The sequence below is a fragment of the Paenarthrobacter sp. NPDC018779 genome, from assembly GCF_044391085.1.
Taxonomy (GTDB): domain Bacteria; phylum Actinomycetota; class Actinomycetes; order Actinomycetales; family Micrococcaceae; genus Arthrobacter.
Genome location: NZ_JBIRZS010000028.1, coordinates 17,321 through 29,655, shown reverse-complemented (window position 1 = coordinate 29,655; position 12,335 = coordinate 17,321). Strand labels below are relative to the sequence as shown.

Below are 12,335 nucleotides of genomic sequence, written 5' to 3'. Positions count from 1 at the left end.
CCAGTTTAGCCGGAAAGTAGTCATTGACAACAATGTAGGCACTGCCTACGATGTTGGCATTGACTACTTGGTCGCTCTAGCTCATAAGGATGGAATTGCCATGACCATGACGTACACCGGCACTACCGCACTGATCACCGGCGCAAGCTCTGGCCTTGGAGCCGAGTTTGCCTCCCGGTTCGCTGCCCGCGGCGCCAACCTGGTTCTCGTGGCCCGGCGGGCCGAACGTTTGGAAGAGCTGGCGCGGGACCTTCGCGCCAAGCACGGCGTGACCATCACGGTGCTTCCCATGGACCTGGGCCATGCCGGCGCGGGCCGCGCCTTGAAGGACGAACTTTCCGGCCGCGGGATCGCCGTGGACACGTTGGTCAACAACGCAGGCTTTGGAACGCGGGGGCCGTTCGTGGAAGAGGACGCTGACGTTGTCGCCTCGGAGATCGCCCTGAATGTGTCCGCCTTGGTGGACATCACGCGCGCCTTCCTCCCCGGACTGCTGGCGTCCGGCAGGGGAGCCTTGGTGAATGTTGCCAGCACGGCGGCTTTCCAGCCGATCCCGGGCATGGCCGTTTACGGCGCAACCAAGGCGTTCGTCCTGAGTTTCACGGAGGCCGTGGCCCACGAGACCAAGGACTCGGACCTCCGCGTCCTGGCTCTTTGCCCTGGAGCCACCCGTACGGAGTTCTTCGACGTCCTGGGCAGTGAATCCGCCGCTGTCGGCGTCATGCAGACGTCCGAACAAGTTGTCGAGACCGCGCTGAAGGCCCTTGGCGGCAAGGCGACTCCCGCCAGCGTGGTGTCCGGCTGGGCCAACCGTGTGGCCGCTGGATTCGCCCAGCGCTTGCCGCGCGCGCTCACGGTAGCTATCGCCGCTCGCGCCGTGCAGGACTAACAGCGTTGCGGGGCCCGCTCTACGCCCCAAGAGGGCCTTGAAGCACGCAAAGCGGGCCACACAGCACGAACCCATGCGACACACTTGAACGCATGGGGGACATGTACAGGGTATGAGCCACACTTCGAAGTCGCCGGACCATGAGAGCAGCTTTCGCCTGCTCTATGAGTCCCTGTACGAGGACCTGCACAAGTTTGTCCAGCGCAGGGCCCACCCGGATCATGCTGACGACGTTGTTGCCGAGACGTTCCTGGCAGTGTGGCGGAGGTTTCAGGACGTCCCCACTGGGCATGGTGACGCGAGGGCATGGATCTTTGGAGTGGCCCGGAACATCCTGCTCAATACGCTGCGCGGAGACCAACGCCGTCAAGCCCTTGGAGTCCGCCTGGCAGTAGCAGCTGCCGTGCAGTCTCCAAATGAAAGCATGGACGTCGTTTTGCACAGGGTTGACCTGAGCCGGGCGTGGAATTCGTTGTCAGCCGTGCACCAGGAAGCCCTGGGTCTTGCCGTCTTCGAAGGACTCAATGCAACACAGGCCGGGGTGGTTCTGGGTATTTCCCCCGTTGCCTTTCGCCTGAGGCTGGGCCGGGCACGCCGGGCACTTCGACTGTTGATGGAGCACTCGCCCGCGGTTGCCGCGGAATTTACTTCCGAGTTGATGAGGACAAAAACGCCATGAGCCCGCGCCAAGACACCGACACTCTGCTGCAATCCCTGGACCCCGCGAACGCAGGCCAAATCGATGCCCACCGATCCCGCTCGGATCTGGTGCGCATCCTTTCCACGGATCCTTTGGAAGCCCACGTCCAGTCCAGTCCAAAGAAACGGACCTATCGGCGCCTGGCCGTGCTGGGCGGAGCCGTGGCTGTGGTGACGGCCGGTCTGCTGGTACTTCCGGGTATGACGGGAGGGGACGAAGCTTTCGCGACCTGGACGGCCGTGCCCTCCGGCATGAGTGCCAAGGAACGTCATGACGTGGCCGAGCAGTGCAGGGCGTCCAACAAGGACGTGGGCGGAGGGATGTACAGGGATGACCTCGCGACCGCCAAGGTAGCCATTTCCGAACGCCGAGGAGCCTGGACAACCGTTGTTCTTGCCGGTCAGGGCGGATTCTCCGCCCTGTGCATCACCGACGATTCCTTCCACCTCTTTGGCAAGTCACGGATGGGCTCAATTGGCGGTCCGGCCAATGCCGCTCCCCTCGGGCCGCGGGACCTGCGCTCCATGGCATTGGGCACGGGAACCATGGGCGCGGGAGACATTTCCCTGGCGGCAGGCGAGGCGGGTTCCGCCGTCGTCGGAATGACCTACCAGAGCAAAACCCAGGGTGACGTCGCTGCCACCGTGTCCCTGGGGCGTTTCGCGTTGTGGTTGCCCGGGGAGGAACTGCGGAACGCCTCGTCCGAGGGCATGGACGTCCTGGTGACGTACGACGACGGTACGACCGGGGTGCGGACGCTTTCCTTTGAGGAATGAAGGGTCAGCCCGCTGCCGCCTCCAGGCGTCGGAGCGCTGCTGCTCGGCCCTTGTGGCCCAAGCGTTCGTCGAGGGTGATGGAGATCCCCAGGGCGGCGACCATCACCAGCATGCACACCGGTACGGAGGCTGAGGCTGCGGCCAGTGCGATGCTTCCGGCAAGGACGGCTACCACCATGGCGGTGCTCCACAGCACGTGCTTGTCCACGCCCAGCATGGCGGTATAGAGAGTGGTCAGCGAGACCTTGAAGATTGCCACGGGAACGGCGATCCAGGCCACGGCCACCGCCGCGCTGATGTGGGCCTCGTGGTCGATGAAGTAGGCCGCGACGTGGAGCCCTGCGCCGGTGGCGGCAATGGATGCGAAGACGATCATGTGGCCGTAGCCGAAGAGGAACGAGCGGTGGCGCTGGAGATGGAGTGACTTGCCGGAAGGAAGGATGAAGTAGATCCACCACATCCCGAAGGCCAAGCCCGTTCCACCGATCCCCACCACTGCTGCTTCCAGGGACCAGCCGTGCAAGGCAACGATCGCGCGGAGGGTTTCAATGGCACCAATCAGGCACTCGCCCAGGGCAATGATCGCCAACAAGCCGTAGCGCTCGGCAATGTGGTGGGCGTGCCAAGGGGTACGCATCTTCCGCTCTGCAAGCCCGGGGACGGACATTTCCAGGATGAACAGCGGTGCGGCAAGAAGGAACGTGGTGAGGACGTCCGTCTCGATGACCAGCGCTGCCACCCAGCCAAGCTGCACCAAGGCCAGGTACTTCGCGTAGCGGAGGCACGTCTCGCGGCGTTCCGGGTCCTGTTTGGCTGCCCGCAACCACTGGAACACCAGGGCCAGGCGCATCACGATGTAGCCGATGAGGATGGCCACGTTGTTCACGTGGTCGCCCTCGAGCAGCGAATGGAACATCGGCTCAATGCCCATCGCCAGGATCAGCACGCCGATCATCTGGACCATGGTGACTACGCGGAACACCCAGTCGTCGGTGTCATAGGCGCTGGCGAACCAGGTGAAGTTCACCCATGCCCAGATCACGGCGAACATGGCGTAGCAGAAACCCAGCAGGCCGGCACCGAAGTGGGCGTCGGCCACGTTGTGCGCCAGCTGGCCCGCAGCCACGCTGAAGGCGATGACGAAGGTCAGGTCGAAGAACAGTTCCAGAGGCGTGGCGGTGCGGTGCTTTTCATGCGGATCGCGTCCGCCCATGCGCGCCAAGGCATGGCGAAGGGGATTCGTGGACATAGCTCAAAGGTTACCGCCGGAGAACTGGCGTGCGCCGGGGTCGCGGAAATGCGTCGAGATCCCCCGGAAACTTCCGGACGAACAAGCAGGCTTCCCGCGAACCCGCCGGAGCTCCTGCCTACACCCGGCCCAGGACGTCGATGTCTTCGAGGAACTCTTGGTAGACCTCGTCGCTGACGGTGGTGCGGGTGTCCGCGATCGCGTCGAGGTAGTCCTGCGTGACGGGTCCCTTTCGGCCGTTGGTGGCGGCAGCACCGTCGTCGTACACCGCTTTTTCCAGGGCACGCTGTGAGGCGCTGCGGGCGGCGAACTCGATGTCCGCGGGGGAGAAGCCGTCTGTCCGTGAAACCAGCAAGGAGATGTCCACGTCGTCCACCACCGTTGCCGGGATGAAGCGCTGCCACATGGCTTCGCGGGCGTGGACGTCCGGCAGGCCGATGGGGATGACATAATCGAACCGGCCGTGGCGCAGGAATGCGGTGTCCAGGGCGCGGATGAAGTTGGTGGCACAGACCAGCAAGCGTCCGGGCTGCTCACGGAAGGCCGGGATGATTTTCAGCAGCTCGTTGGTGACGCCTTGAAGCGGTGAAGGCGGGTCGCCGGCGCGCTGGGAGGCGATTTCCTCCACCTCGTCGATGAACACAACCGCGTGCTCCAGCTCGGCGATCTCCAGGAACGTCTCACGCAAGGCACCGGCAAGGCCCTTCGGATCGGACGCCAGGCGGGAGGGGAAGACTTCCACGAACGGCCACTCCAACCGGGACGCGATGGCCTTGGCAAACGTCGTTTTGCCGGTGCCGGGAGGGCCGAACAGCACCACGGCCCGCGGCGGCACCACGCCGTATTCGTCGGCGAGGTCGGCCTCGGCCAGCGGAAGAACCAGGCGGCGTTCCAGGAGTTCCTTCTCCCGCTTCATGCCGGCCACGTTCTCCCAGAGGTCGCGGGCCAGGATGCGTCCGCCGAGCAGGCTGAGCGGTTCCAGTTCCTGCCGCTGGACGGGGATGGTCCGTTCGAAGTAGCGCAGGTTCTTCTTCACCACGAAGCCGCGGCCAAGGAACGCCTCCACCCGGGTTTCGGTTTCGGGCATGAGCGCGGAGAGCTTGTTCAGGCCGTGCGGGGCCATGCGGTTTTCGACGGCGGACAGCAACGAGGTGCCGATGCCGCGACCCCGGAACTCGGTGAGGGTCGCCAGGAAAACCACCCAGCCTTGGTCGTGCGCGGCCCGTCCGACGGCGGCACCCACCACCTGGTCGCCCTGCACCGCCACCACCGCGTGGTCTTTCTCGCACGACGCCAGGACCTCGGACAACGCGTACACGGGCTCCACGCCATCGGCCTTGAGTGACTCCCACAGATGCAGGATCCCGTCCAGATCGGATGAGTGGAAGTCCCTGATACGCCAGTTGGTCATGGCCATGTCTCCTGAATGGTCAAAATGGATCGCCGTTGATGCCTTGGAGTTGAGCATAGGCGAACCGCACGCACAGGAGGTTGCGGGACCGTTGCGTTACGCGGGCTACTGAACCGGACGCAGCCGCAAACCCTGCATGCCGCCGTCGACCGCCAGCGAGGTTCCCGACGTCGAACCGGACAGCGGACTCGCGAGGTACGCCACGGCACCGGCCACCTCGTGCGGATCCACCATCCGACCGTGAGGTTGGCGCGCGTTCAGCGCTGCACGTTCGGCAGCAGGATCCGCAGCGGCATCCAGCAGCCGTCCAACCCACGGCGTGTCTACCGTGCCCGGATTTACGCAGTTGACGCGGATTCCTTCGCGCACGTGGTCGGCCGCCATGGCGAGCGTGAGGGACAGGACCGCACCCTTCGACGCCGAGTACAGCGCACGCTGCGGGAGCCCCGCCGTCGCGGCGATCGAGCAGGTGTTGACGATCGTGGCGGACGGCGACTCGCGCAGGTACGGCAGGGCGGCCCGGCTGACACGCGCGATTCCGACGACGTTGATGTTGAGCACGCGCAGCCACTCGTCGTCGTCGTTCGCGGCGATGTCGCCTTGGGCGCCGATCCCGGCGTTGTTGATCACGATGTCCAGCCGACCGAACCGTTGGGCTACACGTTCGACGGCGGCACGCACCGAGGCGTCGTCGGCCACGTTGCATTCCACGCCGAAGTGCGGGCTGGCTTCCGGGTTCAGGTCCAGGACGGCGACCTGGGCGCCCCCGGCGGCGAGGCGGTCCGCGATGGCCGCCCCGATGCCCGAAGCGCCTCCGGTCACGAGTGCTGCGAGGCCTTCAAAGTCGTTGCCCACCGTGGTTGCCACGGCTCAGGCGTCGGTGCTCGCGAAGGCCACCGGCTGCGCCGCACCTGCCACGGCGCGGTAGTACTCCTGCCGCTGGCGTCCCAAGCCATCGATTTCCAGCTCGATCACGTCGCCGGGCTGGATGAACGGGAACCGTCCGGACAATGCGACGCCTTCGGGGGTTCCCGTGATGATCACATCGCCCGGTTCCAGGACCATGTACTGGCTGAGGTGATGGACGATCGTGGCGGGATCGAAGATCATGTCCGAGGTGTTGGAGTCCTGGCGGGGTTCACCGTTGACCAGGGTCTGCAGGCGCAAGTTGCCAGGCTCGATGTCCGTGGCCGGCACCAGCCAGGGACCCAGGGGAGTGGAGCCAGGCAGGCTCTTGCCCTTGGTCCATTGCCCGGCCGCACCCGGAATCTGGTAGTCGCGTTCGGAAAGATCGTTGGCCACGGCGTAGCCGGCAATGTGGTTCGCGGCCTCGGAAACTGAGGAAAGGTAGGACGCTTCCTTGCCGATCACGATTGCCAGTTCCACTTCCCAGTCGTACTTTTCCGACGACGGCGGGATGGGAGCGGCGTCGAAAGGGCCACTGATGGTGTTGCTCGGCTTGAGGAAGACCACGGGAACCTCGGGCGGGGTGGCGCCTGATTCTGCAGCGTGGGCGGTGTAGTTGAGGCCGATGGCGATGACGGATCCGGGCCGCGATACCGGCGCTCCGATGCGCAGTCCTTCGGCGGAGATTTCTTCCAGTTCCCCGGATTCCAGGGCTTTGCGGGCCCGTTCAATGCCATCGGCGTCGAGGAAGCCGCCGTCGATGTCCTTGGTCAGTGACAAGAGGCTGAAGTACTTCTCCGTGCCGCTGGCGTCCTGGGCGATGACGGCCGGTTGTTCGTTTCCGGCCGTACCCAGCCTGGCGAATTTCAAGGTCATGGCTTCCTCCGTGCGTTCGGGACTAACATCCGAGCTCTAGTGTGGTGTTTTCCTCCATAATACGGAAATGTGACCCGTTGACAACTGAGACATCGGATGTTTAGGCTCGTGGCACTTCCCCTAACGCGCAGCCAGGAGCCGCATGAGCCTCGTCACCGCACTGGATACTTTCGATATCCGCTTCCCCACCTCCCTGGAACTGGATGGCTCAGACGCCATGAACCCGGATCCCGACTACTCTGCCGCCTACCTGATCATCCGGACTGATGCCGCCGACGGGTACGAGGGCCACGGTTTCGTGTTCACGATCGGTCGCGGTAATGAGGTTGAAACGGCGGCCATTGAAGCCTTGAGAGGCCATATCCTGGGCCGCAACGTCGAGGAACTCCTTGCTGACATGGGCGCCACCTGGAAACTCTTGGCCCACGATTCCCAGCTCCGCTGGCTGGGTCCGGAGAAGGGCGTCATGCACATGGCGATCGGGGCCGTGGTCAATGCCCTGTGGGACCTGAAGGCCAAGAGGGCGGGTATGCCGCTGTGGGAGCTGCTTTCGAGGATGAGCCCCGAAGAGCTCGTGAACCTGGTGGACTTCCGGTACCTGACGGACGCACTGACCCCGGCTGAGGCCCTTAGGATACTCCGCGCCGAAGAGCCGGGACGGGCTGCGCGCCGCTCGCGACTGCTCGCTGAGGGTTACCCCGCGTACACCACGACGCCGGGCTGGCTGGGTTACAGCGACGAGAAGCTTTCGCGTTTGGCCAAGGAAGCCGTGGCTGACGGGTTCACCCAGATCAAGCTGAAGGTGGGAGCGTCACTGGAGGATGACATCCGGCGCGTCCGAGCTGCCCGTGCGGCTGTTGGCCCGGAGATCAGGATTGCGGTCGACGCCAACCAGCGCTGGGATGTCCAGGATGCCATCGACTGGATGGCGCACCTGGCGCCGTACCACATCGCGTGGATCGAGGAACCCACCAGCCCGGACGACATCCTGGGCCACGCGGCCATTGCGCGTGCGGTGGCTCCAATCCCCGTAGCAACCGGAGAGCACGTCCAGAACCGGGTGGTGTTCAAGCAGTTGCTACAGGCCCGGGCCCTGGAGGTGTTGCAGATTGACGCCGCCCGCGTGGCCGGAGTCAACGAGAACGTTGCCATCCTGCTGCTCGCGGCCAAGTTCGGCGTGCGGGTGTGCCCACATGCTGGCGGAGTGGGCTTGTGCGAAGCCGTGCAGCACCTGTCCATGTTCGACTACGTAGCGGTTTCCGGGACCAAGGAGGACCGGATGATTGAGTTCGTGGACCACCTGCACGAGCACTTCGTGGACCCCGTTGACGTCCACGCCGGAGCCTACTGGCCGCCCGCCAAGCCCGGCGCCGGGAATGAGATGCTCCGTGAAACACTGGCCCAATACAGCTTCCCCGACGGCCCGGTTTGGAAGGACAAGCATTGATCAAGCACGCACCCTGGTTCGAAGAAGCCCGGTTTGGCATGTTCGTGCACTGGGGGCTGTACGCGCTCCCGGCCCGGCACGAGTGGGTAATGAACCGGGAAGAGCTCAGCGTCGAGGCCTACGAACAGTACTTCCGGCGCTTTGATCCGGACCTCTACGATCCCCGCGATTGGGCCCGTGCCGCCCGCAACGCCGGGATGAAGTACGTTGTCCTGACCACCAAGCACCACGACGGCTTCTGCCTCTGGGACTCCGCGCTGACGGACTACAAAGCCACGAACACACCCGCAGGCAGGGACCTCATCCAACCTTACGTCGAGGCGCTCCGGGCCGAGGGGCTCAAAGTGGGCTTCTATCATTCGCTCATCGATTGGCACCATCCGGATTTCACCATCGACGGCGTGCACCCCCAACGCAACGCTGCCGACGTCGAACATCTCAACAGCGGACGCGACATGGCCCGCTACCGCGAGTACCTCCACGGCCAGGTGCGCGAGCTCCTCAGCAACTACGGCACCATCGACTACCTGTTCTTCGACTTCTCCTACGCCGGTCACCCTGACTTTTGGGACGGCAAAGGCAGCAAGGACTGGGACTCCGAAGCCCTGCTCGCCATGGTCCGGGAACTGCAGCCCGGGATCATCGTCAACGACCGGCTGGACATCCCGGGAGACTTCGTCACGCCCGAGCAGTACCAGCCGGCCGCTCCCATGATGCTCGACGGCGTCCCGGTCACCTGGGAGGCCTGCCAGACGTTGAACGGCAGCTGGGGCTACGACAGGGACAATCTGGACTACAAGTCTGTTGACCTGCTGGTCCGCATGCTCGTGGACGGGGTTTCCAAGGGCGGCAACCTCCTGCTGAACGTCGGACCCACAGGGAGGGGCAACCTCGATCCGCGCGCACTGACTTCTTTGGAAGGGATCGGCGCGTGGATGAAGCTTCATTCCCGGTCGATCTACGGTGCAGGGCCTTCATCTTGGACCGCGCCGCCGGATACCCGCTACACCCAGCGCGGGGACAGGCTCTACGTTCACCTCTTCGCGTGGCCCTTCGAGTACGTCCACCTTCCGGGGTTGGCCGGAAAGGTGGAGTACGCCCAACTCCTCAACGACGCCTCCGAGGTCTTCCTTCGCGAGGTGGATCCTGAACAGCAGGCCATGAACATGACGCCCGGTGGCCAGCCCGCTGGGACCCTGACCATCAAGCTCCCCGTGCAACGTCCCGATGTGGCAGTGCCCGTGCTGGAGCTTTACCTGAAGCCGGAGGCGGAACATGACTGAGTCGATCGCGCTCCACACGCGCGTGAAGCCCGGAGCAGAGGCGGCCTATGCGGAGGCGCATGGAAACATTCCGGCTGAGCTGGTCGAGGCCTTGAAGGAAGCCGGCGTCCGCAATTGGCGGATCTGGCGCAGCGGGCAGGACCTCTTTCACGTGGTGGACGTGGACGACTACCAGGCCATGCGCCGTGCGCTCGCGGACCACCCGGCCAACGTTCCCTGGCAGGCGCGCATGGCCGAACTTCTTGAGGTCCAGGACGATTACTCCGGTGACGATTCGGGTATCCAGAAGGTATGGCAACTGCCATGAACACTCACTCCGCTGAAATCCCGAAGCTCGGGAAACTCGGCTTTGGTGGAGCCGGGATCGGGAACCTCTACCGGGCCATCCCGGACGGCGAGGCGCTCGCCACCGTGTTGGCGGCCTGGGATGCCGGTATCCGGTACTTCGACACCGCCCCGCACTACGGTCTGGGCCTGTCCGAACAGCGACTCGGCGCAGTCCTTCGGGACAAGCCGCGGAACGAGTTCGTCATCTCCACAAAGGTTGGACGCGTACTGGAACCCTCCCCGGACGGTGGCCTGGACCCCGAAGGCTTCGACGTCCCCGCAGACAAGAAGCGCGTGTGGGACTTCTCCGAGGCCGGTATCCGCCGCAGCCTGGAAGACTCCCTGGAACGCCTCGGCCTGGACCACGTGGACATTGCCTACCTTCACGACGCGGACGTCCATGACCTGCAGGCCGGAATCGCCCAAGGACTCCCCGCCCTGGAAAAACTGCGTTCCGAGGGGGTGGTCAAAGCGATCGGCGTGGGCCTCAACTCCGCCGAAGCCGCCCTCGAATGCGTCGAAGCCGCAGACCTCGACCTTGTGATGCTCGCCGGACGTTACACGCTGCTGGAGCAGCCCAGCGTCCCGCTGCTTGACCGCTGTGTGGAGCGCCGCACCGGCGTCGTGAACGTTGGCGTCTTCAACTCTGGACTATTGGCCCGTCCCGAAGTCCCCGACGACGCACACTACAACTACGATCGAGCGCCGAGGGCCGTGGTGGAGCGGGCGCGGGCGCTCGCCGACGTCTGCCGCGGGTTTGGCGTGGAGCTTCCGACGGCGGCACTCCAGTTTCCGTTGCGGCATCCCGCCGTGGTGAACGTGACCGTCGGGGCCAGTGCTCCGGAGCAGGTTTCCGCCAACGCCGCCCGGATGGAAGAGCCGGTGCCGGAGGAACTGTGGGCCGCGTTGGAGGCCGCGCCGCGTGATTGATGCGCATCTGCACTTGTGGAGCCTGGACACTTTCGTGACCGGAGGTGTCCGGCCCTACTCGTGGCTTGGCCCGCAGCACGGCGCATTGTTCCGGAGCTTTGGAGAGGACGAGGCCAGCGAGGTTCTTGCCGCTGCAGGTGTGCGGGCCGCCGTGTTGGTCCAGGCCGATGACACCTTGGCTGACACGGAGAGCATGTTGGCCGTCGCAGGGCGGCAGCCGTGGGTTTTGGGCGTGGTGGGCTGGATCCGCCTGGATTCACCCGGCGAGGCCGCTGGCCAGCTGGACAGGTTCGCGGCCAATCCTGTGTTCCGGGGCGTGCGGCACCTGGTTCACGATGACCCCCGCGACGATTTCCTGGACCTGCCATCCGTCCGGGAATCCCTTGGTTTGGTGGCGGGGCGAGGGCTTGCCTTTGACGTTCCCAATGCGTTCCCCCGTCATCTCGGAGCAACCGTCAGGCTGGCGCAGGAGTTGCCCGGGCTGACTGTGGTCCTGGATCACTTGGGAAAGCCGCCCCTCGGTGACCCTGATGCCATGGAGCTGTGGCGGACGGAGTTCAGTGCCCTGGGAAGCACGGGAAATGCCGTGGCCAAGCTGTCAGGGTTGCACTTGCCCGGTGTTGAGTATTCGGCGGATTCGTTGCGGTCCTTGTTCGGGTTCGCGCTGGATTCCTTTGGTCCCGACCGGCTCATGCTCGGCAGCGACTGGCCAGTGAGCACGCTCGGGGCACCGTATGGCCGGACGCTCGATGTGCTCCTGGAACTCGTCTCAACGCTGTCGCTGCATGAGCAGGCTGCCATTCTCGAGAAGACGGCGATCCGCGCGTACGGGCTGTAACCCCTAGAGCGCCTGCCGCAGCCAGTTCTCCACGCCGCTGATGTGTACCGTCATCAGCGCCTTGACCAGTTCGGCATCCCCGCGCTCCAAGGCATCGGTGATGGCGCGGTGCTCGGCCAAGGTATGCGCCACGGCCTTCTCCTGTGTGAGGCCGCGCCAGATCCGGGCCCGGACCGTGCTGCTGGATAGCGCTTCCAGGAGGCTGCCCAGGTAGTCGTTTCCGGCCGCTTCGGTGATGATGCTGTGGAATTCGAGGTCGTGGGTCACGAGTTCTTCCACGGCGGTATCCTCGTTGATTCCGTCCATGGTTCCGCGCAGCTTCTCGATGCCCTCGGGGGTGATCTTGCCCGCCGCCAGGTGAGCGGTGGCAGGTTCCAGGATTCGTCGGACCTCAAAGAGTTCGAGGATGGAGCGGTCCTGGTGCAGGTCCACCACGAAGGCCACGGCCTCGTTGAGCAGTTTCGCATCCAGGCTGGTCACGTAGGTTCCATCGCCGCGCCGCACGTCCAGCACACGGATCAACTCCAGCGCTTTGACGGCCTCCCGCAGCGAACTTCGCGACAAGCCCAGCCGTTCGCTCAGTTCCTTTTCCGGCGGAAGACGGTCGCCGGCCTTGAGTTCCCCGCGGATCAGCATGTCCTTGATCTTGCCGATCGCCTCATCTGTGACAGCCATGGACCAATAGTAGACGCGAATGATCGGA

The 12,335-nt window shown here is 64.7% G+C and carries 13 protein-coding genes; 8 read left to right on the top strand and 5 right to left on the bottom strand.

Annotation, left to right across the window (positions count from 1 at the left end):
- Positions 1-100 precede the first annotated feature (100 nt).
- From ACH488_RS20025 to ACH488_RS20015, 3 genes are all read left to right on the top strand, one after another.
- A complete protein-coding gene (locus tag ACH488_RS20025; protein ID WP_397326317.1) occupies positions 101-889 on the top strand; it encodes an SDR family NAD(P)-dependent oxidoreductase in 789 nt (262 codons plus the stop codon).
- 112 nt (positions 890-1,001) lie between these two features.
- Positions 1,002-1,568: an RNA polymerase sigma factor gene (locus ACH488_RS20020; protein ID WP_397326316.1), complete on the top strand. Its 567-nt coding sequence runs from the start codon at positions 1,002-1,004 to the stop codon at positions 1,566-1,568.
- Positions 1,565-2,365, top strand: a complete 801-nt coding sequence (locus tag ACH488_RS20015) for a hypothetical protein (protein ID WP_397326315.1) — start codon at positions 1,565-1,567, stop codon at positions 2,363-2,365. Before ACH488_RS20020 ends, ACH488_RS20015 begins: the two co-directional genes overlap by 4 nt.
- A 4-nt stretch (positions 2,366-2,369) precedes the next feature.
- Here ACH488_RS20015 and ACH488_RS20010 read toward each other — a convergent pair whose 3' ends face one another.
- The 4 genes from ACH488_RS20010 to ACH488_RS19995 all read right to left on the bottom strand — a co-directional run bounded on the left by ACH488_RS20010 (position 2,370) and on the right by ACH488_RS19995 (position 6,807).
- Complete coding sequence (locus ACH488_RS20010) at positions 2,370-3,614, bottom strand: low temperature requirement protein A (RefSeq protein ID WP_397326314.1); 1,245 nt, start codon at positions 3,612-3,614, stop codon at positions 2,370-2,372.
- A gap of 118 nt (positions 3,615-3,732) precedes the next feature.
- Entirely contained in the window at positions 3,733-5,025 is a 1,293-nt protein-coding gene (locus tag ACH488_RS20005) for an ATP-binding protein (protein WP_397326313.1), read from the bottom strand.
- A 105-nt stretch (positions 5,026-5,130) separates the two neighbouring features.
- Positions 5,131-5,892 (bottom strand): SDR family NAD(P)-dependent oxidoreductase, encoded by a 762-nt coding sequence (locus tag ACH488_RS20000; protein ID WP_397326311.1) that lies wholly within the window; start codon positions 5,890-5,892, stop codon positions 5,131-5,133.
- Positions 5,893-5,895: 3 nt separating this feature from the next.
- The gene (locus ACH488_RS19995) at positions 5,896-6,807 is read right to left on the bottom strand and encodes a fumarylacetoacetate hydrolase family protein (RefSeq protein ID WP_397326310.1); all 912 of its coding nucleotides are present in this window, start codon (positions 6,805-6,807) and stop codon (positions 5,896-5,898) included.
- Between the two features lie 142 nt (positions 6,808-6,949).
- Between ACH488_RS19995 and ACH488_RS19990 the strand changes: the two genes are divergently transcribed.
- The 5 genes from ACH488_RS19990 to ACH488_RS19970 are packed head-to-tail and all read left to right on the top strand — an operon-like array spanning position 6,950 to position 11,632.
- Positions 6,950-8,254, top strand: coding sequence for an L-fuconate dehydratase (locus ACH488_RS19990; protein ID WP_397326309.1), 1,305 nt, complete (start codon positions 6,950-6,952; stop codon positions 8,252-8,254).
- Positions 8,251-9,537 carry an alpha-L-fucosidase gene (locus ACH488_RS19985; RefSeq protein WP_397326308.1) on the top strand — a complete coding sequence of 429 codons (1,287 nt, stop codon included), beginning with the start codon at positions 8,251-8,253 and terminating at the stop codon, positions 9,535-9,537. Before ACH488_RS19990 ends, ACH488_RS19985 begins: the two co-directional genes overlap by 4 nt.
- Positions 9,530-9,844 (top strand): L-rhamnose mutarotase, encoded by a 315-nt coding sequence (locus ACH488_RS19980; RefSeq protein WP_397326307.1) that lies wholly within the window; start codon positions 9,530-9,532, stop codon positions 9,842-9,844. Before ACH488_RS19985 ends, ACH488_RS19980 begins: the two co-directional genes overlap by 8 nt.
- On the top strand, positions 9,841-10,794 hold the full coding sequence (locus tag ACH488_RS19975) for an aldo/keto reductase (RefSeq protein ID WP_397326306.1): 954 nt from the start codon (positions 9,841-9,843) through the stop codon (positions 10,792-10,794). Before ACH488_RS19980 ends, ACH488_RS19975 begins: the two co-directional genes overlap by 4 nt.
- Positions 10,787-11,632 carry an amidohydrolase family protein gene (locus tag ACH488_RS19970; RefSeq protein ID WP_397326305.1) on the top strand — a complete coding sequence of 282 codons (846 nt, stop codon included), beginning with the start codon at positions 10,787-10,789 and terminating at the stop codon, positions 11,630-11,632. Before ACH488_RS19975 ends, ACH488_RS19970 begins: the two co-directional genes overlap by 8 nt.
- Positions 11,633-11,635: 3 nt before the next feature.
- Here ACH488_RS19970 and ACH488_RS19965 read toward each other — a convergent pair whose 3' ends face one another.
- A complete protein-coding gene (locus ACH488_RS19965; protein WP_397326304.1) occupies positions 11,636-12,307 on the bottom strand; it encodes a FadR/GntR family transcriptional regulator in 672 nt (223 codons plus the stop codon).
- Positions 12,308-12,335 lie beyond the last annotated feature (28 nt).